Source organism: Pseudomonas sp. GL-B-12 (assembly GCF_019955895.1).
Classification (GTDB): Bacteria; Pseudomonadota; Gammaproteobacteria; order Pseudomonadales; family Pseudomonadaceae; genus Aquipseudomonas.
Genome location: NZ_JAHBCX010000021.1, coordinates 54,733 through 81,508 on the forward strand (window position 1 = coordinate 54,733; position 26,776 = coordinate 81,508).

The following is a 26,776-nucleotide window of genomic DNA, read 5'->3' on the forward strand; positions in this document are numbered from 1 at the left end:
CCCAGAACACGAACAACAGGTAGCAGCATGAATTTCCAACTGACCCAAGAACAAGAAATGTTGGTGGACTCGGTACGCAGCTTCGTCGAGAAGGAACTGCTGCCCTATGAAGAGCAAGTCGACCGCGCCGACGAGGTTTCCCCGGAACTGGCGGCACAGATTCGCGGCAAGGCGATTGCCGCCGGGTTCTACGCCTTCAACATGCCCGAAGAGGTGGGCGGTGGCGGTCTGGACTACCTGTCCCAGGCGCTGATCGAACGTGAGCTGTCCAAGGTGTCCTGGGCGCTGCACGTGTTCGTCGCGCGGCCGTCGAAAATCCTCATGGCCTGCACCGGCGACCAGATCAACGACTACCTGTTGCCGTGCATCCAGGGTGAAAAGATCGACTGCTTTGCCCTGACCGAGCCGGGGGCCGGCTCCGACGCCAATGCGATCAAGACCCGCGCCGTGCGTGAAGGCGACGACTTCATCCTGAACGGCAGCAAGCATTTCATCAGCCACGCCGGCCATGCCGATTTCGCCATCGTCTTCGCCGTGACCGACACCTACGAACACAACGGCAAAAAGCGTAACGCCGTGACCTCGTTCCTGGTCGACCGCAACACCCCGGGCATGACCATCCGCCGTGGGCCCAAGTGCGTGAGCAACCGGGGTTATCACACCTTTGAAATGTTCTTCGACGACTGCCGCGTGCCGGCCAGCAAAGTGCTGGGCGAAGTCGGCAAGGGTTGGGACGTGGCCAACGCCTGGCTGACCGCCGGCCGGGTGATGGTCGCGGCCAACTGCGTCGGTCAGGCCCAGCGCGCACTGGACGTGTCGCTGCAATGGGCGGCGGACCGCAAGCAATTCGGCCAGCCGATCGGCACTTACCAGGGCGTGTCGTTCAAATTGGCCGACATGGCCACGCAAATCCGCGCTGCCGAACTGCTGACCCTGCACACCGCCTGGAAAATGGACCAGGGCACCATGACCGATGGCGAGGCTGGCATGGCCAAGCTGTTCGCCAGTGAAGTGCTCGGCCGTACCGCCGATGAAGCAGTGCAGATTTTCGGCGGCATGGGCCTGATGGACGAAGGTCCGGTGGAGCGCATCTGGCGTAATGCGCGGATCGAACGGATCTGGGAAGGCACTTCGGAAATCCAGCGCCACATCATTTCCCGCGAGCTGCTGCGGCCACTGTTGCGCTGATCGGCCCGGAGAATTCCCATGTCCAAAACCATTCGTGACAACCTCAAACGCATGCTCGCGCCGCAACACGTGGCGTTCGTCGGCGGCCGCAGCATGGCCCGCGCCCTCAAGCGCTGTGCCAAGGGCGGCTACCAAGGGCAAATGTGGCTGGTCAATCCGCAGCACGACAGCCTTGAAGGTGTGCCGTGCGTGCGCAGCGTTGCCGAGCTGCCTTGCGGCCCGGACGCGGTATTCATCGCCACCAACCGCGAACTGACCCTGACCTGCGTCGCCGAACTGGCCGCCATCGGCGCGGGCGGCGCGATCTGCTACGCATCAGGTTTCGCCGAGACCGGCGCCGAGGGGCAGGCACTGCAACAAAAACTGCTGGAAGCCGCAGGCGACATGGCCTTGCTCGGCCCCAACTGCTACGGCCTGCTCGACTACCTGCACAGCTCCGCGCTGTGGCCGGTGGCCCATGGCGGCAAAGCGGTGGAGAAGGGCGTGGCGGTGCTGACCCAGAGCGGCAACTTCGCCTACAACCTGTCCATGAGCGACCGCTCGCTGCCGGTGGCCTACATGGCTTCGGTGGGCAATCAGGCGCAACTGTGCGTGGCTGAGCTGATGGACGTGTTGCTCGACGAGCCGCGCGTCACCGCCATCGGACTGCACCTCGAAGGCCTGAAGAACGTGCCGGGTTTTGCCCGCGCCGCGCACAAGGCGCTGGAGAAGGGCATCCCGATCATTGCCCTGAAAACCGGCGTGTCGCAGATCGGCGCCGAACTGGCCCTGAGTCACACCAGTTCGCTTTCCGGCTCCGATGCGCTGTACGACGCGCTGTTCGACCGTCTCGGGGTGATTCGCGTCAGCGGCCCGGTGAGTTTTGTCGAAACCCTCAAGGCCGCCGCCTGCGGCAACCTGCCGGCGGGCAACAGCCTGATCGCGCTGGCCTGTTCCGGTGGCGATGCCGGGCTGATTGCCGACTACGCCGAACGCAACGACCTGGGCCTGCCGAAACTCGATCAAGGACAGGTCGGCGAACTCGCGCAAGTGCTGCCGAGCTACGCCAACCTGGTCAATCCGCTGGATTTCACCACGGCGATCTGGGGCGACGGCGAAGCCTTGAACCGCATGCTCGACAGCGCGCTGCGCACCGAAGCCGACGCGGCGATGCTGGTGCTCGACTACCCGTCGGAGTTCACCGGCGAGCGCAAGGAATGCGACCTGCTGCTGGAGTTGTACTGCGCGGCACTGCAACGCCACGGCAAGACCGGCTTCGTCACCTCGGCCTTCCCGGAGTTGCTGCCGGCCCATGCCCGTGAGCGTCTGCACGCGCAAGGTGTTGCGGCGTTGCAGGGCGTTGAAGACGGGTTGGCCGCGTGGGGCCGCATCGCCGGTTATCAGTGCAATCGCCAGGCCTTGCTGGCGCTGGGCGAATCGGCGTTGGTGCCATTGTGCCCGCAAGCGCTGGAAGGTGAGGGACGTTTGCTCAATGAATGGGACTCCAAGCAGGCCTTGAGAGCTTTCTGTCTGCCGACGCCAAACGGCGTATTGAGCACCCCGAGCCAAGCCCTGAAGGACGCCGAATCACTGGGCTATCCGCTGGTATTGAAAGCGGTAAGCGCACAGCTACCGCACAAGACCGAGGCCGGCGCCGTGGCGCTCAATCTCAAGGATGGCGCAGCGGTAAGCGCTGCACTGGAGAAGATGCGCGCCAGCATTGCCGCTTATGCACCGGGCGTTCCATTCGATCAACTGTTGCTGGAACCGATGGCCAAACCGCCACTGGCTGAGCTGATTGTCGGCATCAAGCGCGAAAACGATTTCGGCCTCGCGCTGGTGATCGGTGCCGGCGGCATTCTGGTGGAGCTGCTCAAGGACAGTCGCAGCCTGTTGCTGCCGACCACCGACGGTGCCATCCGCAATGCCTTGCTCAGCCTGCGCAGCGCACCGTTGCTGCAAGGTTTCCGTGGTCGCGAGTCTGCTGACCTGGACGCCTTGGTGGCCGCGATTCGCGCCGTCGCCGATTACGCCTGCGAAAACGCCGCGCAATTGCTGGAACTCGATGTGAACCCATTGTTGGTCGGTGCCCATGGCACGACCGCGGTCGATGCGTTGATTCGCCTCGGCCACGAGTGAGGACATGAATATGCAAAGCAAAACATTGACCGGTGGCCAGGCCCTGGTGCGTCTGTTGGCCAACTACGGCGTCGATACTGTGTTCGGCATCCCCGGCGTACACACCCTGGAGCTGTATCGCGGCTTGCCCGGCAGTGGCATTCGCCACGTGCTGACCCGCCATGAGCAGGGCGCCAGTTTCATGGCCGACGGTTATGCCCGGGTCAGCGGCAAACCCGGCGTGTGCTTCGTCATCACCGGCCCCGGCGTGACCAACGCCGCCACCGGCATCGGCCAGGCCTACGCCGACTCGATTCCGATGCTGGTGATTTCCAGCGTCAACCACAGCGCCAGCCTGGGCAAGGGCTGGGGCAGCCTGCACGAGTGCCAGGATCAACGGGCGATGACCGCGCCGATCACTGCGTTCTCCGCCGTGGCGCTGACCGCCGAAGACCTGCCGGAACTGATCGCCCGTGCCTACGCGGTGTTCGACAGCGAGCGCCCGCGCCCGGTGCACATTTCGGTGCCGCTGGACGTGCTGTCGGCACCGATTGCCCGTGACTGGAGCAATGAAGTGGTGCGTCGTCCGGGTCGCGGTCCGGCATCCGCCACCGCCATCGATCAAGCCGTGGCCAGACTCAAGGCTGCCAAGCGACCGATGATCATCGCCGGTGGTGGTGCGCTCAATGCCACCTCTGAACTGCAAGAAATCAGCACCCGACTGGCCGCGCCACTGTTCACCAGCGTTGCCGGCAAGGGCCTGCTGCCGCCGGATGCACCGTTGAGCGCTGGTTCATCCCTGTGTGTGGAACCGGGCTGGAACCTGATCGCCGAGGCCGACGTGGTGCTGGCGGTCGGCACCGAAATGGCCGACACCGACTTCTGGCGCGAACGCCTGCCGCTCAATGGCGAACTGCTGCGGGTGGACATCGACCCACGCAAGTTCAACGACTTCTACCCATGCGCCGTGGCGTTGCATGGCGACGCACAACAAACCCTCAGTGGTTTGCTTGAGCGTCTGCCGTCTGATGTGCGCGATGCCAGTGCTGCGATTGCCTCGGTCGCCGCCCTGCGTGAAGCGGTCAAGGCCAGCCATGGCCCGTTGCAGTCGATCCATCAATCGATTCTCGACCGTATCGCCGCCGAGCTGCCGGACAACGCGTTCATCAGCACTGACATGACCCAACTGGCCTACACCGGCAACTACGCCTTCGACAGCCTGGCCATTCGCAGCTGGTTGCACCCGACCGGCTACGGCACCTTGGGTTATGGCCTGCCGGCCGGGATCGGCGCCAAGTTCGGCGCGCCGCAGCGGCCGGGTCTGGTGCTGGTGGGCGACGGTGGTTTCCTCTACACAGCCCAGGAACTGGCTACGGCTGTTGAAGAGCTGGACAGCCCGCTGGTGGTGCTGCTGTGGAACAACGACGCCCTGGGGCAGATTCGCGATGACATGCTCGGCCTCGACATCGAGCCTATCGGCGTGTTGCCACGCAACCCGGATTTCGCCGCCCTCGCTCGTGCGTTCGGCTGCACCGTGACCCAGCCGCAAAGCCTGGCCGAGTTGCAGGCCGACTTGCGCCAAGGCTTCAAGCGTAACGGCGTGACCCTGATCGAACTCAAGCATGCCTGTGCGCATTGATCTGCATTTTAAGGGGATGAAGCCATGCGCTTTTCCGATCTGACTCAACGTATCGCCGGCGACGGCGCCGCCGCGTGGGACATCCACTACCGCGCCCTGGCAAAGCGCGAGCAGGGTGAAGACATTCTGCTGTTGTCCGTGGGCGATCCGGATTTCGACACGCCACAGCCCATCGTGCAGGGCGCCATCGACAGCCTGCTGAGCGGCAACACTCACTATGCCGAGGTGCGCGGCAAGCGTGCCCTGCGTGAAGCCATCGCCAAGCGTCATCAACAGCGCAGCGGCCAATCCGTTTCGGCGGATCAGGTCACCGTGCTGGCCGGGGCGCAATGTGCGCTGTTCAGCGTGGCCCAATGCGTGCTCAATCCGGGTGACGAGGTGATCGTTGCCGAACCGATGTACGTCACCTACGAAGCGGTATTCGGTGCTTGCGGCGCCGTGGTGGTGCCGGTGCCAGTGCGCTCGGAAAACGGTTTCCGTGTGCTGCCCGAAGATGTCGCCGCGCGCATCACCCCGCGCACCCGGGCACTGGCACTGAACAGCCCGCACAACCCGTCCGGCGCGAGCCTGCCGCGCAGCACCTGGGCTGCTTTGGCTGAGTTGTGCATCGGCCACGACCTGTGGCTGATTTCCGATGAGGTCTACAGCGAATTGCTGTTCGAAGGTGAGCACGTCAGCCCGGCGAGCCTGCCGGGCATGGCCGAGCGCACCGCGACCCTCAACAGCCTGTCGAAATCCCACGCCATGACCGGCTGGCGCGTCGGCTGGGTGGTGGCGCCGCCATCCCTGGCCGCGCACCTGGAAAACCTCGCGTTGTGCATGCTCTACGGCTCGCCGGATTTCATTCAGGACGCTGCCGTGGTGGCCCTGGAAAGCAACCTGCCGGAACTCGAAGCCATGCGCGAAGCCTATCGCCAGCGTCGCGACCTGGTGTGCGACAGCCTGGCCGATTGCCCCGGTGTGCGGCCGTTGAAACCCGATGGCGGGATGTTCGTGATGCTCGATATCCGCCAGACCGGGCTCAGCGCCCAGGCGTTTGCCGATCGTCTGCTGGATCGCCACGGCGTGTCGGTCTTGGCGGGCGAGGCCTTTGGTCCGAGCGCGGCGGGGCATATTCGCCTCGGTCTGGTGGTCGGCGCCGAACCGCTGCGCGATGCCTGCCAGCGCATCGCCCGTTGTGCTCAAGAATTGATGGAGGCCCAGGTTCATGCTTAATCACAAGACACTGTTTATTGATGGCCGCTGGCGAAACCCGTCGGGGCAGGGTATCGCCGAGGTGATCAACCCGGCCACCGAGCAAGTGTGCGGCAGTGTTCCGCTGGGTGATGAACTTGATGTCGAAAACGCCGTGGCGGCTGCACGCCGGGCGTTCGATACATGGTCGCGTACACCGTCCAGCGTGCGTGCCGGTTATATCCGTGCACTGGCCGATCAACTGCGCAATCGTGCCGATGAGATGGCCGCAGTCATCACCACTGAATTGGGCATGCCGGTGCAATGGTGCCGCTCGGTGCAGGTCGACGGACCGATCATCGGCCTTGAGCAGTACGTCGAACTGGCTCATCTCATGGACGAAGTGCGCGAAATCGGCAACTCGCTGGTGATCCGCGAGGCCGTGGGCGTCTGCGCGTTCATCAATCCGTGGAATTACCCGCTGCACCAGTTGATCGGCAAACTGGCCCCGGCACTGGCCGCCGGTTGCACGGTGGTGGTCAAGCCGAGTCAGGAAACCCCGCTGCATGCCTTCTTGCTGGCGCAGATGATCGAAGACATCGGTCTGCCGGCCGGTGTGTTCAACCTGGTCAGCGGGCCGGGCTCGAAAGTCGGCGAGGCGCTGGCCAAGCACCCGGACGTGGACATGGTGTCGTTTACCGGCTCCACCGGTGCCGGCGTTCGCGTCGCCCAGGCGGCGGCGCCATCGGTCAAGCGCGTGTGCCTGGAACTGGGCGGCAAGTCGCCGTTGCTGATCGCCGAGGATGCCGACCTGGCAGCGGCCGTGCGCTACGGCGTGCAGGACGTGATGATCAACTCCGGCCAGACCTGCACCGCACTGACCCGCATGCTGCTGCCGGCCAGCCGCTACGCCGAAGCCGTGGAACTGGCGTTGGCGGAAACCTTGAGCCTGCGCATGGGTGATCCCCTTGATCCGCAAAGCTTCCTCGGCCCGATGTGTTCGGCCGGGCAAAAACGCACCGTGCTCGACTACATCAAGGTCGGCCAGCAGGAAGGCGCACGGCTGCTGTGCGGCGGTGACATGCCGGGGCGCGGCTTCTATGTCAGCCCGACGCTGTTCGCGGACGTCGATAACCGCATGCGCATCGCCCAGGAAGAAATCTTCGGCCCGGTGCTGTGCCTGATTCCCTACACCGATGAGGCGCAAGCGATCCAGATCGCCAACGACTCGCCGTTCGGCCTGTCCAGCGGCGTCTGGGCCGGCAGTGCCGAGCGCGCCTTGCACCTGGGGCGGCAGATGCGCGCCGGTCAGTGCTTCCTCAATGGCGCGGCGTTCAATTATCAGGCGCCGTTCGGTGGCTACAAACAATCGGGTAACGGTCGCGAATGGGGTGAGGAGGGGCTGAACGAGTTCGTCGAAGTGAAGGCGATCCAGGTGTGACGGTTGGCGACTCAAACTGTTCATCACCCACGATGTTGCTACTCCACACCTTCAATCGATACGCTGGAACAAATCTAAGGAACCACCATGAAAGTACTGATCGTCCACGCTCACCCGGAGCCGCAATCCTTCACCGCCGCCCTGCGTGACCAGGCCGTCACCACCCTCGAAGCCCAGGGCCATGAAGTGCAGGTCAGCGACCTGTACAAAATGAACTGGAACCCGGTGGCCAGCGACGCGGACTTCTCGAGTCGGGAAAACCCCGAGTACCTGGTCTATGCCCTGGAGCAACGCTTGGGCGTGAAGAGCCAGTCACTGGCGCCGGACATCCAGGCGGAGCTGGACAAGCTGCTGTGGGCCGATCTGCTGATCCTCAACTTTCCGATCTTCTGGTTCTCTGCCCCGGCGATGCTCAAGGGCTGGATCGACCGGGTGCTGGTGTCGGGCATCTGCTATGGCGGCAAGCGCTTCTACGATCAGGGCGGTCTGGCCGGCAAGAAGGCGCTGGTGACAGTGACCCTGGGTGGTCGTGAGCACATGTTTGGCGAAGGCGCGATTCATGGACCGCTGGAGGACATGCTGCGACCGATCTTGCGTGGCACGTTGGCGTACGTAGGGTTCGATGTGCTGGAACCGTTCGTGGCCTGGCATGTGCCGTACATCAGTGAAGAGGCGCGCCAGCAATTTCTGGTTGATTACAGCCAGCGTTTGCAGCATCTGAGTGATGACCAGCCGCTGGTGTTTCCGAAGTTGGCGGAGTTTGATGACAAGCTCTATCCACTGACCACCAATGCCTGATTAACACCCCAACTCCTGTGGGAGCGAGCCTGCTCGCGAATACGGTGGCGCAGTCAACATTGATGTCGGCTGACCCACCGCCTTCGCGAGCAGGCTCGCTCCCACAGTTTTTTTGTATTTGCAGCTTACGATTGAGGTGTGTTTAACGGCTGTCAGCGTTACTTCCCGCAAGCTACAACGGCTTGCGTCATTGCCTACAGCTACGCCAGAATCCGCCGGCTTGTGCGTCTTGGGGGCGGGTTTTATCGTTGTCCGGTCGCTGCAAAACAGCAGCGATCGGGTTTGGTAGCCCGTTTTCCACATACGCGTAGCATCACCTATGGACAGGCGCCTTTTTGGCAATTGTTTTAATGGTGGCCATGCGTAGGGCGCTCTCGGGCGCGCCGGTTTTTCCATGTGGGCCGGTCTACCAACCTTCGTATGGCCACCACCCATCGTTTGGTAGCGAGAGTGATGGCTCCATTTATCACATATGGAGTTTCACTATGTTCAAAGTCACACCCAACCCGCCGGACACCGATCCGACATCCCCGTACGAAAGCCTCGACTCCCAAAAACTCCACGAAGCCGCCGAGCGCGCCCTCGATCATTACCTCAACCCCGGTCCCGGCATCATGGCCACGCCGCGTAAACTCAGTTCCATGTTCATCGTCAATCCCGAACTCAATGTCGAGACCTTACTGGTGCATGCCTGTGAATCGCTGGCGTCGGCCAATGTCATGGCCACCGATCTGGTGGATCATCTGCAAGGAACCAGCCGCAATGCGCTGCTCGGCATTGCGCAGGTGATCATGCTCGGTGAACTGGCGGTGAACCGGGCGCTGGATCAGCTCGATCCGCCTGAATAACCGCACATCTGCAGTTCACCAATAGACCTGTGGGAGCGAGCCTGCTCGCGAAAGCGGTGGATCAGTCAACAATGATGTTGAAACTAATACCCTCATCGCGAGCAGGCTCGCTCCCACAAAGACCTGCATTGTTCTGAATACGCGAACACTGATGTCGCCGAGAATGGAATTGTTGGTGCAGTGGTGGACTTGTAGCCTCCATTACGCCGAACACCACGATCCGCCAACGATCGAGTGGAGCCCGGGCCAGGGCTCATCAAGACGTCATACCTTGCTTTCGGCCACATGCCCCTTCGGGGGATTGGCGCCTAATAAAAATAAGGAAGGCAGGTATGAGTATTCGTGCATGGGGCTGTGCAGCAGCCCTGTTCGCACCCGTTCTGGGTGCCAACGTTTTGTTCCCCTCAATGGCTTGCGCCGCAGACGATCCCATGGGGTCGCTGGTGCGCAGTGTGTTCGGCGACAGCCTTGAGCGCGAACATGGGATCAAGGTCTACGGCTGGGCTCAGGCCGGTGTGATCTATAACAACAACGGCACGGATGACGTCAGCAAGCAAAGCTTCTTCAATACGGACGAAGGTGTGAACCTCAACCAGTTCGCCCTGGCCGTGGAGAAAAAACCCAAGAGCAATGTTATCGGCCGCGTGGGACCGTTTCCCGGCGCGATGCCGCAAGAAGCTGACTGGGGTTTCAACGTCACGGCGCTGTACGGCAAGGACGCGCGCTTCTTCAAGACCTACGGCTGGGACGAAGACCTGAGCGCCAACCGCAACAACAAGGCCGAAGATCCGGCGTTGACCATTGCCCAGGCGTACGCTGATTTTTACTTCCCGGTACTCGGCGGATCGGATCTGATGATCGGGATTTTCCACACGCCGCTGGAAAACGAAATCGGTTTCGCCTTGCCATCCCCGGCACCGACTGACTTTTACTCGCACACTTACTCATTCATGCACGGCCCGGCCAAACATGCCGGTGCGCTGTACTCGTTCAAACTGCCTTCGAAACCTGGCGAAAGCATGCTCGGCTTCGAGCTGGGCGTGGTCCAGGGCTGGAACAACCTGCAAGATCCCAATCACTCGCCGGACGTGATCGCCAACGTGCGTTGGCGCTCGGCAGACTTCGGCACCTGGATCGACTGGGAAAACATCTACGGCAATGGCGCTGGCGACAGTTTCGCCGAATGCAGTTGTGGCTCGCCGCTGCCGGCGGGCACCAAGGATGACGACTACAAGCGCTTGGCGTCTTACCTGACGCTTTCTCAGGTCATCGATCCGAACAATCGCGTGGCGCTGGAGCTTAACTACGGCAAGCAGGAGCAGGGCGCTTTCGCCGGGTTTGCCAACAAAAACGACGCCACCTGGTATGGCACGGACGTGAGCTTGTATCACCGAATCAGCGAAAACCTGATGTGGAACAGTCGCGCCGAGTGGTTCTACACCGACGCCCCGGTCCACGTGATGATGGCCAATATCGACCCGCACACCGGCATTCCCGATCCGACCTGGGGCAGTTTCTACGGCGTGACCACCAACCTGGCCTGGACGCCGACACCCAACGTGCGCCTGCGTCCGGAACTGCGCTACGACATCCATTCGGGCCCCGGCCGCGATGCCTATGCCGACGGCGAAAAGGATTCGCAAGTGGTCGCGTCATTCGACGTCAGTTTCTTCTTCTAAACGGATTTCTCTGGTTTACCCCTGACCCTGCGTGATGGCCCGGCCACACGTGGCGACCCTGTTCGTCCAGGCTTTTGGAGTACTTACATGACAGACAACAACGATAAAAACCTGTTTGGCCGCGACTTCTCCCGCCGTGATTTCCTGCGCAGTACCGGCGTGGCTGCCGGTGGCGTGGCACTGGCCAGCCTGCCGTTCAACTTTGCCATTGGCAGCGAGCGGGTGATCAAGCTCGGTTATGTCAGCCCGCAGACCGGACCGTTGGCGCCCTTTGCGGCAGCCGACAACTACATCATCGAGTCGCTCAGGCAAGTCTTGAAGAACTCGATCACCGTGGCCGGCAAAGCCTATCGCCTGGAGGTCATCGTCAAGGACAGCCAGTCCAACCCCAACCGCGCGGCGGAAGTGGCGAGCGAGCTGATTCTCTCGGACCAGGTCGATCTGATGCTGGTGTCGTCGACCCCGGAAACCACCAACCCGGTGTCCGACCAATGCGAAATCAACGAAATCCCGTGCATCTCCACGGTGGCGCCCTGGCAGCCGTGGTTCTTTACTCGTGGCGGCAAGCCGGAGCAGGGTTTTGAGTGGACTTACCACTTTTTCTGGGGCCTGGAGGATGTGATCGGTACTTACAGCGCCATGTGGGGGGCGATGCCGTCCAACAAAATCGTCGGCGGCCTGTTTCCCAATGACGGCGATGGCAATGCCTGGGGCGACCAGAAGCTCGGTTTCCCGCCGGTACTGGCGCAAAAGGGCTTTCAACTGGTCGACCCTGGCCGCTTTCAGAGCCTGACCGACGATTTTTCCGCGCAGATTGCTGCGTTCAAAAAGGCTGACGTCGAGATCGTCACCGGCGTGGTCATCCCGCCGGACCTGAGCACGTTCTGGACCCAGGCCCGGCAGCAAGGCTTCAACCCGAAAGCCGTGTCGGTGGGCAAGGCATTGTTGTTCCCGACGGCCGTCGAGGCATTGGGCAAGGCCGGTAACAACCTGTCGACCGAAATCTGGTGGAGCCCGACGCATCCGTTCAGCTCGTCATTGACTGGCGCCAGTGCCGGGCAACTGGCCCAGGGTTTTACCCAGGCTACCGGCAAGCAGTGGACGCAACCGTTGGGGTTTGTGCATGCCCTGTTCGAGTTGGCCGTGGACATCCTCAAGCGCACCGAAGAAATAGGTAACGCCCAGGCAGTCCGCGATGCCTTGCTCAAGACCAACCTCAACACCGTGGTCGGCCCGATCAACTGGAATGGCGGACCGGTGAAGAACGTCGCCAAGACGCCTCTGGTCAGCGGCCAGTGGCGACTGGGCAAGGACAACAAATACGACCTGATCGTGACCAGCAATGCCACTGCGCCAGCGATTCCGTTGGGCGGTGAGATGCAGGCCATTACGTATTGATCGCGCAAAAGGACACGGGTGCACCATGCAACAGCCACTTCTACAAATGAGCGATGTGCACAAAAGCTACGGCCTGGTGAAGGTCACGGATGCCATGAACCTGAGCCTGCAACCGGGTGAAGCCCTAGGCATTATCGGGCCCAACGGCGCGGGTAAAAGCACGCTGTTCAACCTGATCGCCGGTGGTGTGGCGGCGGACAAAGGCACGATTCATTTCGAAGGCCGCAACGTCACCCGCGAACCGGTGTTCAAGCGCTGCCAGCAAGGTATTGGCCGTTCCCACCAGATCCCGCACCCGTTCGTGAAAATGACCGTGTTCGAGAACCTGCTGGTGGGCGCGACCTTTGGTGCGCGGTTGCGGGACAAAGAGGCCAGCCAATGGTGTGCGCAGACGCTGGAACTGACCGGCCTGATGCGCAAGGCCAACGTGCTGGCTGGTTCGCTGACCTTGCTCGATCGCAAACGCCTGGAAATGGCCCGGGCCTTGTCAACTCAACCGCGCCTGTTGTTGCTCGACGAAATTGCCGGCGGCCTGACTGAACCGGAATGCCTGGCGCTGGTGGAAACCATTCAAGGCATCCACAAGTCCGGCGTCGCCATCATCTGGATCGAGCACATCGTGCATGCCTTGCTGGCGGTGGTCAGTCGCCTGACGGTGATCAACTTCGGCGCCAAACTGGCTGAAGGCGAGCCGCGCAGTGTCATGGCCGACCCTCGGGTCCAGGACATCTACATGGGCATCGGGAGCTGACGCATGCTGACCATTGAAAAACTCTGTGCCGGTTACGGCGACTTTCAAGCGCTGTTCGACATCAGCCTGACCCTTGATGCCGGTGAAACCGTGGCGATCATCGGTTCCAACGGCGCGGGCAAATCGACGTTCCTGCGCTCGTTGGCCGGGCTGATCAAGAACCAGCCCGGCGCCATCCACTTCAAGGGCCAGGCCATCGGTGACCTGGCGGCCAATCAGGTGTTGGAGCGGGGCATCGCGCTGGTGCCGGAAGGCCGCAAGCTGTTTCCCTCGCTGACGGTCGAAGAAAACCTGCTGATCGGTGCCTACAGCAAACGCCCCGGTCTCTGGACCCTGGCGCGGATCTATCAGCTGTTTCCAGTGCTGGAAAAACTGCGCAAGCGTCCCGGCACCGCGCTGTCCGGCGGCCAACAGCAAATGGTTGCGATTGGCCGGGGCCTGATGGCCAATCCGCATTTGCTGTTGTGCGACGAAATCAGCCTGGGCCTGGCGCCGACGACGATCAAGGACATCTACGCTGCGCTGCCCTCGATCAAGGCAGACGGCACCACGGTGATTCTCGTCGAGCAAGACATCAATCAGGCACTGAGTGTGTGCGACCGCTTCTATTGCTTCCAGGAAGGGCGCGTGTCCCTGACCGGTCGACCTGGGGATGCGGACAAAGCACAAATCAAAGCCGCGTATTTCGGGATCTAGTGATGGAATGGCTCAATACTTTGCTTCAAGGCATGTTGCTCGGCGGCCTGTACGCGATGTTCGCGGTGGGGTTGTCGTTGATGTTCGGCATCATGCGCCTGGTCAATATCGCCCATGGCGACTTCATCGTCCTGGCGTCGTACCTGGCGCTGCTGGTGGTCAATCATCTGGGTTTCAGCCCGCTCGCGAGCTTGCTGATCGTGGTGCCGCTGATGTTCTGTTTCGGTTACCTGTTGCAACGGCTGTTGCTCAACCGGACGTTGGGCCAGGACATCTTGCCGCCGCTGCTGGTGACCTTCGGCCTGTCGATCATCGTGCAGAACGTGCTGCTGGAATTCTTCAGTGCCGACAGCCAAAAGCTGGCTCAAGGCGATCTGGAGGTGGCCAGCGTCGGCATTGGCAGCCTGAGCGTCGGTGTGATGCCGCTGATCGTGTTCTGCAGTGCGCTGCTGATCATCGGCGGCCTGCAATTGCTGTTCTACAAAACTTCGTTGGGCCGGGCGTTTCGCGCGACCTCCGATGACCAGCACACCGCGCGGCTGATGGGCGTCAACAATGCGCACATCTTCGGCCTGGCCATGGCGCTGGCGATGGCCGTGGTGTCGATTGCCGGGGTGTTTCTGGCGATTCGCACCAGCTTCGATCCCACCGTGGGGCCGGCGCGGCTGTTGTACGGTTTCGAAGCGGTGATCATCGGTGGCCTGGGCAGCCTGTGGGGCACGCTGGCCGGTGGGGTGATTCTCGGCGTTGCGCAATCCCTGGGGGCAAAGATCGATCCCGGCTGGCAAATCCTCGCCGGTCATCTTGTGTTTCTGCTGATCCTGGTCGTGCGCCCGCGTGGCCTGTTTCCCCGGAGTGTCGACTGATGAATGCCTTGAACAACCCAGCGCTTAGGTTTCGCGTACAACGCACGACCACCAGCAGCACCATCGGCTTGTCGTTGCTGGGCCTGTGCGTATTGATCTTGTTCAGTGCACCCTTGTGGGCCGACCGGGCGAGCCTGCGCCTGGTGGTGGAGTTCGCCTATTACCTGGCGTTGGCGCAAATGTGGAACTTGCTGGCGGGTTACGCCGGCATGGTCTCGGTAGGGCAGCAGGCCTTCGTCGGTTTGGGCGGCTATCTGCTGTTTATGCTGGCGAGCCAATTCGGTGTACCGCCCTTGATCGCGGTGCTGCTTGCAGGCGTGTTGGTGGCGTTGCTGGCGATTCCCACGGCGCTGATCGTGTTTCGTCTGCGTGGCGCCTACTTCGCCATCGGTACCTGGGTGGTGGCGGAGGTCTTTCGATTAGGCCTGGCGCAGATGAGCAGCCTCGGTGGCGGTTCCGGGCAAAGCCTGCCGGCGGCGATTGTGCGGCAGATCGGCAATGACCGGGACGGACGCGAAACGCTGATCTATTTCACCGCGCTGGCCATCGCCATTGCCGCCGTTGCCGTCGTGTTTTTTCTGCTGCGCTCGCGTCAGGGCCTGGCACTGGCATCGATTCGTGATTCTGAACCAGCGTCCGGCAGCCTCGGGGTGGATACGTTCTGTACCAAGTTGATGGTCTATGTACTGGCCGCCGGTTGCACAGGTGTGGTCGGGGCGCTGATCTTCCTGCAAAAGCTGCGCATTTCCCCGGACGCCGCGTTCAACCTGCAGGACTGGACTGCCGTGGTGATTTTTATCGTGATCATCGGCGGTATCGGCACCCTGGAAGGACCGTTGATTGGCACGCTGATTTACTTCGTGTTGCGCGGTTGCCTGGCGCAGTACGGTGCGGTGTACATGATCATCCTCGGCGTGGTCGCGGTGGTGATGATGCTCAAGGCCCCGCAAGGGGTGTGGGGACTGATCAGCGAACACCTGGGCTGGCAGGTTTTCCCCATGCAGCGGCGCCTGACGGTTCACAGCAAGAAGTAATGCAAGACCAGCGACAGGCGAGTACCGCCAGGGACGGCGGTTTTCAATGACTGACTCCGTACGCGTTTTTCTCCGTCCCTGCTGTTTGCAAATCACGAACACACAAGTCGCTGACTTCGCAATTGTTGCGTAGTAGGCCGCGCCTTATCGTTCGCCCGTAGCTCAATGGAATGCCGATCATTGCGCACAAAAAACAATAACAATATCCGGAGTACGTTCATGAGAGCTGGACACAGTCTCGCGATGAATATGGCAGGTCTCGGGCTATGTGCCTTGGGCACTTGCTTTTTTCCAAACGACAAGGCGCAAGCGTCGGGCATTCCTTTTGCGAGCAACAGGCCGCAAAGCTTCCAGTTCAGTTCGGACTTCACCGAGCCCTATAACTCGGTCGGTCAGGAATTCGAATACAACGATGACCGCAAACGCTTCGACGATCATGGCAACAAGGTCGCCGGCAGCAAGACTGACACCTACGTTGGCCTGACGTCGTTACTCCACTACTGGAAGATGGACGGGCTGCCCAATACCGGTTTCATCGCCAGTATCACCCTCCCGGAAATTGCGATTCGCGGCAACGGCACGCGGGTCAGCGGGTTCGGCGATCCTCTGGTTGGTGGCCTGGTCTGGTACAACCCGACACCGCTGCGCACCATCGGCATGCAGGCCTATGTGCAACTGCCCACCGGTGCGGACTCGGTCAGCAGCGACACCTACGCCCTGTGGCCTTCGTTGTTCTACAACGAATGGCTGGGCAAGGTGAACATCGACTTGCTGGTCGGCGCCATCATCCGCGGCGAAGGCCCGCATCACACCGACCCTGGCGACACTGGGCATGCCAACCTGCGCCTGGGCTACAACATCGTTGATCGCCCGACGTACCAGATCACGCCTTTCGTCAGTGCTGACTACCAGAAAACCTTCAGCACCAAGGATCGCGACAACAACGATATCGACTTCTCTGACTCCAACGAAACCGCGCTGGGCGCCGGCGTGCTGTTTCAACTCAAACCCGGCGTTCAGAAGGTGTTCAACCAGAAAATGTGGGACCAGGTGTCCATCCACTATTCCAAAGGCGTGGAAGGGCGCAACACCACGGTCACGGACGGCTTGTTTGTGCAGTTCTGGCACTACTGGTGAGTCATCGACGCCTGCCTGCGTCCTGTGGCCTGCCGTTCCGTGGTGTTGAGGCCGTTACTTTTTCCGGAGAATAAAAATGAATGAAGAAAAGCAAAAACATGAACTGTCGCGCCGCAATTTCATCAAGGCCAGTGCCGCCGGTACCGCTGTCGCCGCACTGTCGGGCGTGGCCGGGCGGGCGATGGCCAGTGATGAGCTGCCCTTTGATCGGGAGCACGACATTGTCGTGGTCGGCGGTGGCGGCAGTGGCTTGCCGACCGCGTTGTTCTCCCGTTGGCTGGGCAACGACGTGGTCATCCTGGAAAAGGCCGGGAGCCCTGGAGGCACCGCGGCCAAAGCAGCGTTCTGGTACTGGGTGCCGAATAACAAGCCGATGCGCGACGCCGGCATGGTCGATGAAAAAGCCGATTACATGCGCTATGTCGCTCGTCTGACACGCCCGCAATCCTATGACGCTTCCTTGCCAAAACTCGGCCTGTCGGATTGGGAGTACGAGATGTGCGAAGCCATCTACGAGAGCGCCTCGCCCGCCGCCGAACTGTTGGCCGAACGCGACGCGCTGCCGTATCGGCATTGCCCGGACGTGCCGGACTACTGGTCCGAGCTGCCCGAAGACAAAGCCAGGAAGGGTCGTGTACTGGTGCCCAAGGAAGCGCGGCCGAGCATGTCCGACGGCGGTCGTGTGGCGATCCGCACGCTGACCGCCGCCGCCAAGCGTGACGGTGTGCAGATCCGCACCGGCGAACGCGTGGTCAAAGTGATCATGAACAGCAAGGGCGAGGCCACGGGCGTCGAAGTCGAAACCGAAGAGGGCACGCGTGAACGGGTCAAGGCTCGCAAAGCCGTGATTTTCGCCACCGGCGGCTTCACCCACGATCCGGAATTGCGCCGCAACTTCCTCAACGCTCCGGTCTACGGCGGCTGCGCGGCACTGACCAACGAAGGCGATTTCATCCGCATCTCAAGCGACTTGGGCGTGCAATTGCGCAACATGAACTACGCATGGTCCTGTCCGATTCTTTTGGAAAAAGCCTTGGCCAAGGACGGTTCGATGTCCGGCATCTTCACCATGAACGGTGATTCGATGTTGATGGTGAACAAGTACGGCAAGCGAATCGTCAATGAAAAAACCGCCTACAACGAAATGGTCCCGACCTTCTTCCAGTGGGATGGCGACAAAGCCGAATACCCGAACCTGGTGATGTTCTCGATCTGGGACCAGCAGGCCCAGGACAACTGCGCAAGCGACGAATACGGTTCGCCCATCGTGCCCAAGGGCGGCAATGACCGCCATGTGGTCCGTGGTGAAACCCTCGAAGAACTGGCGACGAACATCGCGGCGCGACTCGATAAACATGCTTCCGACATTGGCGGCCTGAAGCTCAGTGCGGATTTCAATCTCAGCCTCAAGGCCACGCTCAAGCGCTTCAACGAGCTGGCGAAGAAGGGCAAGGATCTGGACTTGCATCGTGGTGAGCTGGCGATCCAGGGCATCTTCACCGGCCCGGTCAAACCCGACCGCACCGGTAACCTGACGATGTACCCGTTGGCCGCGAAAGGTCCGTACTACGCGGCGTTGATTACTGGCGGCAACCTCGACACCAAGGGTGGTCCGAAGACCAACTCCGTCGGGCAGGTGCTCAATAACGCGAATGCGCCGATCCCGGGTTTGTACGGTGTCGGCAACTGCGTGGCGTCTGCCTCCGGTCGTGCCTACTGGGCTGGCGGTTCGACACTCGGCCCGATCATCGCCTTTGCCTATCGCGCAGCGAACCAGGCGCACAAAGAGGCGAGCCGCATCTGAATCAAGCCCGGGCCGCCTTCACGCGCGGCCCGTCGATGCCTTAATCGGTGATTGCATGAGAACAACACTATGAGTCATTTCCCGCGGAAAGCCCCGGTCCTGTTGATGCTGGCAGCCAGTTTCGGCCTGGCTGGCGTTGCTCAGGCCGACGATCTTGAACTCGCGCAAAAACTGGCGACCAACCATTGCGCGGTCTGCCACACCTTCGACAAGGGCGGGCCGCCGGGGCAGGGGCCGAACCTGTTCGGGCTGATCGGTCGCAAGGCCGCCAGCGAGTCGAACTTCACCTACAGCGACGGCTATAGCAAAGCCATGTCCGGCAAGGTCTGGGACGAGCAAACGCTTGAAGCCTGGCTGTCCGACACCCAGGCCGTCGCGCCGGGCAGTGCGATGGTCTATTCCCAGGGCGACCCGGCCAAACGCCAGAAGATCATCACGTACATCAAGTCGCTGCACTGACAGCCCCCTGTTAATAACACGCTCATAACGATCCGGAGACAGCCATGATCAGCACCCTGACGATGACCGACGAACAACGCAAATCCGTTGCCCTTGAATACCTCAAAGCCTTCGACAACGGTGGCATCACCTCCACCGGTGGCAGCATTCTCGACCTGTTCGCCGACGACGCGCAGGTACTGTTCCCGAAGTGGGGGCTGGCCACCGGTCGTGAACAGATCGGTCAGATGTTCACCGACCTGGGCGGCCGCTTGAAGTCGATCACTCACGACTACGCACACTTCAACTGGATCCTCACGGGCACCGATACACTGGTCTGTGAAGGCACCAGTTTCGGTGAACACGTCGACGGCCACTGGCGCGCCGGCGTACCGACACCCGCCGGTGCCGGTTACTGGGCCGACGTGTTCGAAATTCGCGACTTCAAGATCCAGCGCTGCTTCATCTACCTGGACCCTGACTACGGCAACCAGGATACCGCGCGTTACCCTTGGCTCAATCGTTGATCTCATGTAGGAGCAAGCTCGCTCCTACAAGCAGGTTTTCGCCCGGGATCTGGAGTGCGAGGTGCCGACAGGCTAACCTCGCTGTTCCTATAAGAACAAAAGCATCCAGAGAACCTGCCCATGGATCGTTTACTCAGTGTCGAAGCCTTTGTGCGGGTGGCCGAAACCGGCAACTTCGCCAAGGCGGCCCAGCAACTGGGCGTGACTCGCTCGGTGATCACCCACCGCATCCAGCAACTGGAACAGTTCATCAGCGCGCCGCTGTTTCATCGCAGCACCCGTCATGTACGGCTCTCCGAAGTGGGCGAGACGTACTACAAGGAATGCGCCGACATGGTCGCGGGCTTCAACTCGCTGACCGAACACATGCGCGAGCTGCGGGCCAAGCCCACCGGCAAATTGCGCGTGCAGATGTTGCCCGGGTTCGCCATCGGTCACTTCGGCCGCATGCTGGCCGAGTTCACGCGCTTGTACCCGGACATCGAAGTGGACGTGATCGTCAATGATCGGGTGGTGGACCCCATCGAAGAAGGCTTCGATGTGGCGTTCCAGATGTTCCCGCCGATGGCCGAAACCCTGATCGAGCGCAAGCTGTTCAGCGTGCGTCGATTGTTCTGCATGTCGCCTGATTACGCCGACGAGTTCGGCGTGCCCAGCCATCCCCAGGAGTTGTTGCAACACAAGATTGCCTTGTACGAAGGCTATCCGTCGCGCAACCGCTGGATCTTCACCCGCGAAGACGAGCAAGTGGAACTGAGCCTGCCGGGCCAGGTGCGCTCCAACTCGGTGCATTTGCTGCGCGATTACGCGCAGACCGGTGTGTGCATTGTCTGCCTGCCGACCCTGGTGGCCAGCGATGACTTGCTCAGCGGCCGGCTGATTCCGGTATTGCCGGAGTATGCGTTGTCCTCGTTCAACTTCTCGGCGGTGTATCCCGCCACCCAGCGCCGGGCCTTGAAAGTGCGTACGTTGATCGACTTTCTGGTGGACAACTTCGGCGATGAGCCATGCTGGGACAAGCCCTTGCTGGAGCGTGGCTGGGTTCGTTGAGCGGTACATGGCCTGCCTGTCAACAATGACGCGGGCATCCAGGTTAAACGCGGTGTGCCTGATTTTTTCGCGAGCAAGCTCGCTCCTACAGTGTTTGCGTTTCGCAAACACTGTTGTCGCCGGTCCTCTAATTGTTCGCAGAGCGGGTGCGACGTACTGTTGGCTCACTGTTACTACAACAACAAAACGGTGAAAACCATGAGTAGCGCTGCAATCGAAACGGTCTTCGGCTCGCTGGACAACTACACCAAAGGCTCGGTGGAAATCATCAGCGGCCAGGCCAGCCACTACGCCTTTTCCAACATTTTCGAAGTGGCCGATCATTCCAGCCCTTATGAAAAGGTCGTGGTCGGTTTCAACCTCGGCTACGTCGTCGAAACCCTGCGCGCCGAAGGCCAGTCGCCCTGGTACACCGCCGCGCACGACGAGTTTGCCATCGTCATGGACGGTGAAGTTCGCGTGGACTTCCTCAAGCTCGATGCGCCGTTGAAAGCCGGCGAGGGCACGCACCTGGCCGGTGAAATGCCGGCGGGCAAACCGATGGGCTACGTGTTGCTCAAGCGCGGTCATCAGTGCCTGTTGCCGCTCGGCACGGCTTATCGCTTCGAGGCCAGCCGCCCGGGCGTGATTCTGCAGCAGACCATCAAAGGCCCGTTGTCGGTCGAGAAATGGGCAGACATCTGCTTCAAGTGATCTGCCGTATCTGACCGCCCAATCCAAAAGAACAAGAGGAATCCCGCCATGGCCATGCTTGAAACCGCTGCCGACACCGCGCATTTTGCCGACAATGAAGTCCAGGCCAGCGCGCCCCACGCCGTCACCGGCTACTGCTCATTCAAACTCGGCGCCTTTGAACTGTCGCGTGACGAGTATTTCGCTCGCATCACCTGGCCGGCCAAAGGCCAGACCCGCTCGCACCTGATTCCGGTCGACGCCTTCCTGCGCGCCATGATGCGCGACGTGGCCTGGGGCTTTTTCTATGGCTGGGTCAACTTTGACCACGTCATCGGCACCCGCAACTACTACGGCAAGGTCGACCTGTATGCCGGCACCTTCAACGGCACGCTCAAGGCGGCCGGGGTCAACTACACCGAAAACTTCGAAACGCCGCTGATCATGGCCACCTTCAAGGCCATCCTGCGCGACTGGACCAACGCCACCTTCGACCCCTTCGCCGCCCCGGAAGAAACCGGCAGCGCATTCGGTCGCAAGAACGGCAACAACATCGAAGCCATCGAGCGCTCCCGCATCGCCACCAAACGCATGCCGGGCCTGAAGGATGACTCGCCGCTGCGCGACGACCTGCCGGTCAACCGCCAGTTCATCGACGTGCCGCAGGACGAACCTGAAGTCCACGCCGCCGAAGGCTTCGAAGGTGAGTTGCATGCCTTCAACCTGTTCAAGTACCTGTCGCGCTCCGACGTGACCTGGAACCCGTCGGTGACCTCGGTGTGCAAGGCCAGCCTGTTCTGCCCGACCACCGAGGAATTCATCCTGCCGGTGTTCCACGGCAACGACCGTATCGAGTGGTTCTTGCAAATGTCCGACGAGATCATCTGGGACGTCGGCGACAAGGACGATGGCAATCCCCGTGCGCGCATCACCATGCGTGCCGGCGACATCTGCGCCATGCCCGCCGACATCCGTCACCAGGGTTACTCGACCAAGCGCTCGATGCTGATGGTCTGGGAAAACGCCACGCCGAACCTGCCGCAACGCTACGAAAGCGGCGAGCTCAAGCCGTATCCGATCGAGTTCTAGGACTTCGTGTCCGGCCCGGCCTCGCGCCGGGCAAAGCGCTCAAGAATCACTTCGTCAAACACTGCGCTAGCCGCGCGGTGCGAGGAAACCATTATGCAAAATCAGCTCTATATCGATGGCCGTTTCGTGGACGCGGTCGCTGGCGGCACCATTGACGTGGTATCGCCCCACGACGGTTCTTTGATCACCCGCATCGCTGCCGCCGAATCCGCTGACATCGACCTCGCTGTCGCCGCCGCCAAACGTGCGTTCCCGGCCTGGTCTGCCTTGGGCGCCGCCGAACGCGGACGCCTGTTGCTTAAACTGGCAGACAAGATCGAAGAGTGCGGCGAAGAACTGGCGCAGCTCGAATCCCTCAATACCGGGCACCCGATCCGCGACTCCCGTGGCCTCGACGTGCCGCGCACGGCGGCGTGCTTCCGTTATTTCGGCGGCATGGCCGACAAGATCGAAGGCTCGGTGATTCCGGTCGAAGCGGGGTTCCTCAACTATGTGCAACGCAAGCCGATTGGCGTGGTGGGGCAGATCGTGCCGTGGAACTTCCCGCTGATGTTCACCAGCTGGAAAATGGGCCCGGCGCTGGCAGCGGGCAACACCATCGTGATCAAGCCATCGGAAATCACTCCGTTGTCGACCTTGCGCATCGTCGAGCTGATGAGCGAAGTCGGCTTCCCCAAAGGTGTGGTCAACGTGGTGCCGGGCTACGGCCATACCGCCGGGCAAGCGCTGGCCGAACACCTCGATGTGGGCAAGATTGCCTTTACCGGTTCGACCGCCACCGGGCGCCGGATTGTCGAAGCCTCCCAAAGCAACCTCAAGCGCATTCAGCTGGAACTGGGCGGCAAGGGCGCCAATATCGTGTTCGAGGACGCCAACCTGGAAGCAGCGGTCAACGGCGCGGCCTGGGCGATCTTTCACAACCAGGGCCAGGCCTGCATCGCCGGCTCGCGGCTGATTCTGCACAAAGACATCGCCGACCAATTCCTTGAACGCTTCATCGCCCTGGCCAAATCTATCCGATTGGGCGACCCGTTGGACCCGGACACCGAAATGGGCCCGCTGACTTCGGCGCTGCACCGCGACCGGGTGATGACGTATATCGACATCGCCATCGAGCAGGGCGGCAAGGTTCTCGCCGGCGGTAAGGCACCGGACGACCGGGCGTTGGCCAATGGATTTTACATCGAGCCGACGGTGGTCGAGGCCAAGCCCGGTGACCGCGTTTGCCAGGAGGAAGTCTTCGGCCCGTTCGTGACCGTGGTGCGCTTCAGCACCGACGAAGAAGCCCTGACCATCGCCAACGACTCCGAATACGGACTGGGCAGCGGCCTGTGGACGCAGAACCTGAGCCGCGCGCACAAAATGGCCGACGCGATTCACGCCGGCATGTGCTGGATCAACTGCTACAAACGGGTCAACCCGGGCAGTCCGTTTGGCGGTGTCGGTCAGTCCGGCTATGGCCGGGAAATGGGTTTCGAAGCGATCCATGATTACACCGAAGCCCGTTCGGTCTGGGTCAACGTCGACGCCAACATTCCTGCGTATTACAAGCGCTGAGGCCAGCCATGAATCCTTTTGTTTACCAAAGCCTGCCGACCCGTGTGGTGTTCGGCTGGGGCAAGCTATCGGCGCTGGCGGAAGAAATCGAGCGGCTGGGCGCCCGGCGTGCGCTGATCCTCACCACACCGGAACAGCATGGGCTCGGCGAACAGGTCGCCGCATTGCTCGGTTATCGTGCCGCCGGTGTTTATTCGAAGGCCGTGATGCACGTTCCGCTGGAGGTGGCGCAAGCGGCGCGCATCGAGGCGGCGCGGCTGGATGCCGATTGCTGCGTGGCCATTGGCGGTGGCTCGACCATCGGCCTGGGCAAGGCGATTGCCATGGATTCCGGTCTGCCCATCGTGGCAGTGCCGACCACCTATGCCGGTTCCGAGATGACACCGATCTATGGCTTGACCGAAAACCGCCTGAAAAAAACCGGGCGTGATATCCGGGTTTTGCCCAAGACCGTGATTTACGACCCGCAATTGACCTTGACCCTGCCATCGCAAATCTCCGCGTGCTCTGGCATGAACGCCATGGCCCACGCGGTCGAGGCGCTGTACGCCCAGGACGCCAACCCGATCATCGGCTTCATGGCCGAAGAGTCGATTCGCTCGCTGGCGCAGGCCTTGCCGGGCGTGGTCAACCATCCCGATGACCCCGAGGCGCGCAGCCAGGCATTGTATGGCGCGTGGCTGGCGGGCATTTGTCTGGGCTCGGTCGGCATGGCCTTGCACCACAAGCTCTGCCACACCCTGGGTGGCACGTTCAATCTGCCCCATGCCCAGGCGCACGCCATCGTCTTGCCCCACGCCGCGCATTACAACCGCGAAGCGGCGGCGGGGCCATTGCAGCGGGCTGCACGGGCATTGGGCGGGAGCGAGGCGAGTGAGGTCGGCGCCTTGCTGTACGCACTGAACCAGAAGCTGGGCATTCCACTGGCCCTGGCAGATATCGGCTTTCCGGCAAACGGCCCGGCCGAAGCCGCGCAAATCGCCTGCGCCAGCCCTTACTACAATCCGCGGCCGTTTGAACAAGGCCCGATTGAGGCGTTGTTGAACCGGGCTCTGACAGGTCAGGCCCCAGCCTGATCTGCCAGCCACTCTTATCCTCGTCGGAATAACAACAATGACCGATCAAGACAAAGCCATGGAGTCACTGATCTCCCAACAGGCAGTGAACAGCTTCAACGACGCGCCCAACGCGCGTTACAGACAGATCATGCAAAGCCTGGTGCGCCACCTGCATGCGTTTGTCAGTGAAGTCGAATTGACCGAACAGGAATGGTTCGAAGGCATTGGTTTTCTGACCGACACCGGGCACAAATGCGATGGCCTGGTGCGCCAGGAATTCATTCTGCTGTCGGACACTCTGGGCATTTCGATGCTGGTCGATGCGATCAACCATCGGCACAGCGCGATGACGACCGAGACCACGGTGTTCGGGCCGTTCTACATCGATGGCATGCCGGATCGCGAATTCGGCGAAAACATGGCCTTCACCGCCGGCGAAACGGCGCTGGTGCGCGGGCGCGTGGTCGATACTCACGGCAATGCACTGGCCGGTGCGGTGCTGGACGTCTGGCAGACCGCTGAAAACGGCATGTATTCCGGCCAGGACACCGAACAGCCTTTCGGCAACTTGCGCGGGCGCTATCGAACCGACGCGGATGGCTGCTTCGCGATTCGCACCATTGTCCCGGTGGCTTACCCGATACCGACCGATGGCCCGGTGGGGCGCATGCTCGACGCTGCCAACCGCCATGCATGGCGGCCAGCGCACCTGCATTTCATGATTGATGTGCCGGGCTATCGCAAACTGGTGACGCACCTGTTCAATCACGATGATCCGTACCTGGCGTCCGACGCCGTGTTTGGGGTGAAACAGTCGTTGCAGGTGATCTATGAAGACCTGAACACCCACGACGATGTGTCCGCCAGGCTAGGTATGGAAGTGCCGTTCAAACGCGCGTGTTATGAATTTGTCATGGAATCCGCGTGAATCATGGGCCAGTTCTTTGCGGTATTTGCCACTGATCATTCGGATAGTCAGGCGCTGCGCCAGCGTCTGCGGCCCAGTCACCAGGCGCATTTGCGTGCCACCGGGGACCATCGGGTCGTCGTGCGTCTCGGCGGTCCGATTCTTGACGATGCGGGCGCGTCGATGACTGGCACGTTGCTGGTCATTGAGGCGGGCAGCCTGCCGGAGGTGGAAGCGTTCATGCAGGACGACCCCTACGTGCAGGCGGGCCTGTTCGCCAGCATTCAGATTCGCCCATGGCACTGGAGCCTGGGCAACCCTGAACTGCGTGGTTTTCCATGACCGGCATTACCTTGTGCCGACTCGATGACATCGCCGACGGCGGGGCGTTGGGATTGCCGCAGCACCAGCAATTGCATCCCGCCGGGCTGGTGGCGGTGCGTCAGGGCGAACAGGTGTGGGTGTACGTCAACCGCTGCCCGCATTTCTCGGTGCCGCTGGACTTCAATCCGCAGCAGTTCTGCACTTATCGGGGCAAGGTCCTGATGTGCGCCCATCACAGCGCGATGTTTCGTTATGACGACGGGCACTGCATCGACGGCCCGTGTAAAGGCGCGCAACTGGAGGCCGTGCCGGTGCGTTGGGCCGACGACCGACTGGTGATGGAGATCGAGCCCACCGCCGGTCAGTAACCGGGTGGCTGACGGGGGCTGATCTAAACTCCTGTTGGGGGTGAACCACGTTCATCCGGAGGTCATCATGAAAAAATTGTCACCCATCAGTCTGTGTCTCGCCTTGTCGGTTTTGAGTGCCCCGCTATGGGCGCAATCGGTGGTGCCGATGAAAGGGCAAAGTTCGCAACAAACGCAGGCAGATATGTCCGAATGCCAGAGCATTGCCAACAGTCAGGCTGCATCGACGTCTTCGAC

General features: G+C 61.4%; 25 protein-coding genes. All 25 read left to right on the top strand.

Translation table 11 applies throughout. From position 1 onward, the window contains the following. Positions 1-27: 27 nt before the first annotated feature. The 25 genes from KGA85_RS12550 to KGA85_RS12670 all read left to right on the top strand — a co-directional run bounded on the left by KGA85_RS12550 (position 28) and on the right by KGA85_RS12670 (position 26,539). Positions 28-1,188, top strand: a complete 1,161-nt coding sequence (locus KGA85_RS12550; protein WP_007981552.1) for an acyl-CoA dehydrogenase family protein — start codon at positions 28-30, stop codon at positions 1,186-1,188. A gap of 18 nt (positions 1,189-1,206) precedes the next feature. After that, on the top strand, positions 1,207-3,306 hold the full coding sequence (locus tag KGA85_RS12555; protein WP_223543154.1) for an acetate--CoA ligase family protein: 2,100 nt from the start codon (positions 1,207-1,209) through the stop codon (positions 3,304-3,306). A 10-nt stretch (positions 3,307-3,316) separates the two neighbouring features. After that, positions 3,317-4,924: a 5-guanidino-2-oxopentanoate decarboxylase gene (locus tag KGA85_RS12560; RefSeq protein WP_223461262.1), complete on the top strand. Its 1,608-nt coding sequence runs from the start codon at positions 3,317-3,319 to the stop codon at positions 4,922-4,924. A 24-nt stretch (positions 4,925-4,948) separates the two neighbouring features. Beyond that, positions 4,949-6,139 (top strand): pyridoxal phosphate-dependent aminotransferase, encoded by a 1,191-nt coding sequence (locus KGA85_RS12565; RefSeq protein WP_223461213.1) that lies wholly within the window; start codon positions 4,949-4,951, stop codon positions 6,137-6,139. After that, complete coding sequence (locus KGA85_RS12570) at positions 6,132-7,538, top strand: aldehyde dehydrogenase family protein (RefSeq protein WP_223461214.1); 1,407 nt, start codon at positions 6,132-6,134, stop codon at positions 7,536-7,538. The genes KGA85_RS12565 and KGA85_RS12570 overlap by 8 nt, the downstream gene beginning before the upstream one ends. Before the next feature lie 87 nt (positions 7,539-7,625). Next, complete coding sequence (locus KGA85_RS12575) at positions 7,626-8,336, top strand: NAD(P)H-dependent oxidoreductase (protein ID WP_223533667.1); 711 nt, start codon at positions 7,626-7,628, stop codon at positions 8,334-8,336. Positions 8,337-8,821: 485 nt separating this feature from the next. Further along, a complete protein-coding gene (locus tag KGA85_RS12580; RefSeq protein ID WP_223461217.1) occupies positions 8,822-9,184 on the top strand; it encodes a DUF6124 family protein in 363 nt (120 codons plus the stop codon). A 332-nt stretch (positions 9,185-9,516) separates the two neighbouring features. Further along, positions 9,517-10,863: an outer membrane beta-barrel protein gene (locus KGA85_RS12585; RefSeq protein WP_223543155.1), complete on the top strand. Its 1,347-nt coding sequence runs from the start codon at positions 9,517-9,519 to the stop codon at positions 10,861-10,863. 87 nt (positions 10,864-10,950) lie between these two features. Next, a complete protein-coding gene (locus KGA85_RS12590; protein ID WP_223461221.1) occupies positions 10,951-12,261 on the top strand; it encodes an ABC transporter substrate-binding protein in 1,311 nt (436 codons plus the stop codon). Between the two features lie 25 nt (positions 12,262-12,286). Then, complete coding sequence (locus KGA85_RS12595; protein ID WP_223461223.1) at positions 12,287-13,012, top strand: ABC transporter ATP-binding protein; 726 nt, start codon at positions 12,287-12,289, stop codon at positions 13,010-13,012. Between the two features lie 3 nt (positions 13,013-13,015). Then, on the top strand, positions 13,016-13,708 hold the full coding sequence (locus tag KGA85_RS12600; RefSeq protein ID WP_223543156.1) for an ABC transporter ATP-binding protein: 693 nt from the start codon (positions 13,016-13,018) through the stop codon (positions 13,706-13,708). A 2-nt stretch (positions 13,709-13,710) separates the two neighbouring features. Continuing rightward, complete coding sequence (locus tag KGA85_RS12605) at positions 13,711-14,574, top strand: branched-chain amino acid ABC transporter permease (RefSeq protein WP_223461225.1); 864 nt, start codon at positions 13,711-13,713, stop codon at positions 14,572-14,574. Further along, entirely contained in the window at positions 14,574-15,608 is a 1,035-nt protein-coding gene (locus KGA85_RS12610) for a branched-chain amino acid ABC transporter permease (protein WP_223533996.1), read from the top strand. Before KGA85_RS12605 ends, KGA85_RS12610 begins: the two co-directional genes overlap by 1 nt. 219 nt (positions 15,609-15,827) lie before the next feature. Continuing rightward, positions 15,828-16,745: a transporter gene (locus tag KGA85_RS12615; RefSeq protein ID WP_223533995.1), complete on the top strand. Its 918-nt coding sequence runs from the start codon at positions 15,828-15,830 to the stop codon at positions 16,743-16,745. A 76-nt stretch (positions 16,746-16,821) separates the two neighbouring features. Beyond that, the gene (locus KGA85_RS12620) at positions 16,822-18,549 is read left to right on the top strand and encodes an FAD-dependent oxidoreductase (RefSeq protein WP_223533994.1); all 1,728 of its coding nucleotides are present in this window, start codon (positions 16,822-16,824) and stop codon (positions 18,547-18,549) included. A gap of 69 nt (positions 18,550-18,618) precedes the next feature. Further along, a complete protein-coding gene (locus tag KGA85_RS12625) occupies positions 18,619-19,008 on the top strand; it encodes a c-type cytochrome (protein WP_223461233.1) in 390 nt (129 codons plus the stop codon). Positions 19,009-19,052: 44 nt separating this feature from the next. Beyond that, positions 19,053-19,514: a nuclear transport factor 2 family protein gene (locus KGA85_RS12630; protein WP_223461235.1), complete on the top strand. Its 462-nt coding sequence runs from the start codon at positions 19,053-19,055 to the stop codon at positions 19,512-19,514. A gap of 120 nt (positions 19,515-19,634) precedes the next feature. Beyond that, the gene (locus tag KGA85_RS12635; RefSeq protein ID WP_223461236.1) at positions 19,635-20,564 is read left to right on the top strand and encodes a LysR family transcriptional regulator; all 930 of its coding nucleotides are present in this window, start codon (positions 19,635-19,637) and stop codon (positions 20,562-20,564) included. A 198-nt stretch (positions 20,565-20,762) separates the two neighbouring features. After that, positions 20,763-21,257 carry a hydroxyquinol 1,2-dioxygenase gene (locus tag KGA85_RS12640; protein ID WP_223461239.1) on the top strand — a complete coding sequence of 165 codons (495 nt, stop codon included), beginning with the start codon at positions 20,763-20,765 and terminating at the stop codon, positions 21,255-21,257. Positions 21,258-21,305: 48 nt separating this feature from the next. Beyond that, positions 21,306-22,325 carry a hydroxyquinol 1,2-dioxygenase gene (locus KGA85_RS12645; protein WP_223461240.1) on the top strand — a complete coding sequence of 340 codons (1,020 nt, stop codon included), beginning with the start codon at positions 21,306-21,308 and terminating at the stop codon, positions 22,323-22,325. 93 nt (positions 22,326-22,418) lie between these two features. Next, a complete protein-coding gene (locus KGA85_RS12650; RefSeq protein ID WP_223461242.1) occupies positions 22,419-23,882 on the top strand; it encodes an aldehyde dehydrogenase family protein in 1,464 nt (487 codons plus the stop codon). Positions 23,883-23,890: 8 nt separating this feature from the next. Beyond that, positions 23,891-24,958: a maleylacetate reductase gene (locus KGA85_RS12655; RefSeq protein WP_223461244.1), complete on the top strand. Its 1,068-nt coding sequence runs from the start codon at positions 23,891-23,893 to the stop codon at positions 24,956-24,958. Between the two features lie 37 nt (positions 24,959-24,995). Then, positions 24,996-25,868: a dioxygenase gene (locus tag KGA85_RS12660; RefSeq protein ID WP_223533993.1), complete on the top strand. Its 873-nt coding sequence runs from the start codon at positions 24,996-24,998 to the stop codon at positions 25,866-25,868. Between the two features lie 3 nt (positions 25,869-25,871). Beyond that, positions 25,872-26,189 (top strand): YciI family protein, encoded by a 318-nt coding sequence (locus KGA85_RS12665; RefSeq protein ID WP_223461247.1) that lies wholly within the window; start codon positions 25,872-25,874, stop codon positions 26,187-26,189. Next, on the top strand, positions 26,186-26,539 hold the full coding sequence (locus KGA85_RS12670) for a Rieske (2Fe-2S) protein (protein WP_223461248.1): 354 nt from the start codon (positions 26,186-26,188) through the stop codon (positions 26,537-26,539). The genes KGA85_RS12665 and KGA85_RS12670 overlap by 4 nt, the downstream gene beginning before the upstream one ends. The last annotated feature ends 237 nt before the right edge of the window (positions 26,540-26,776 follow it).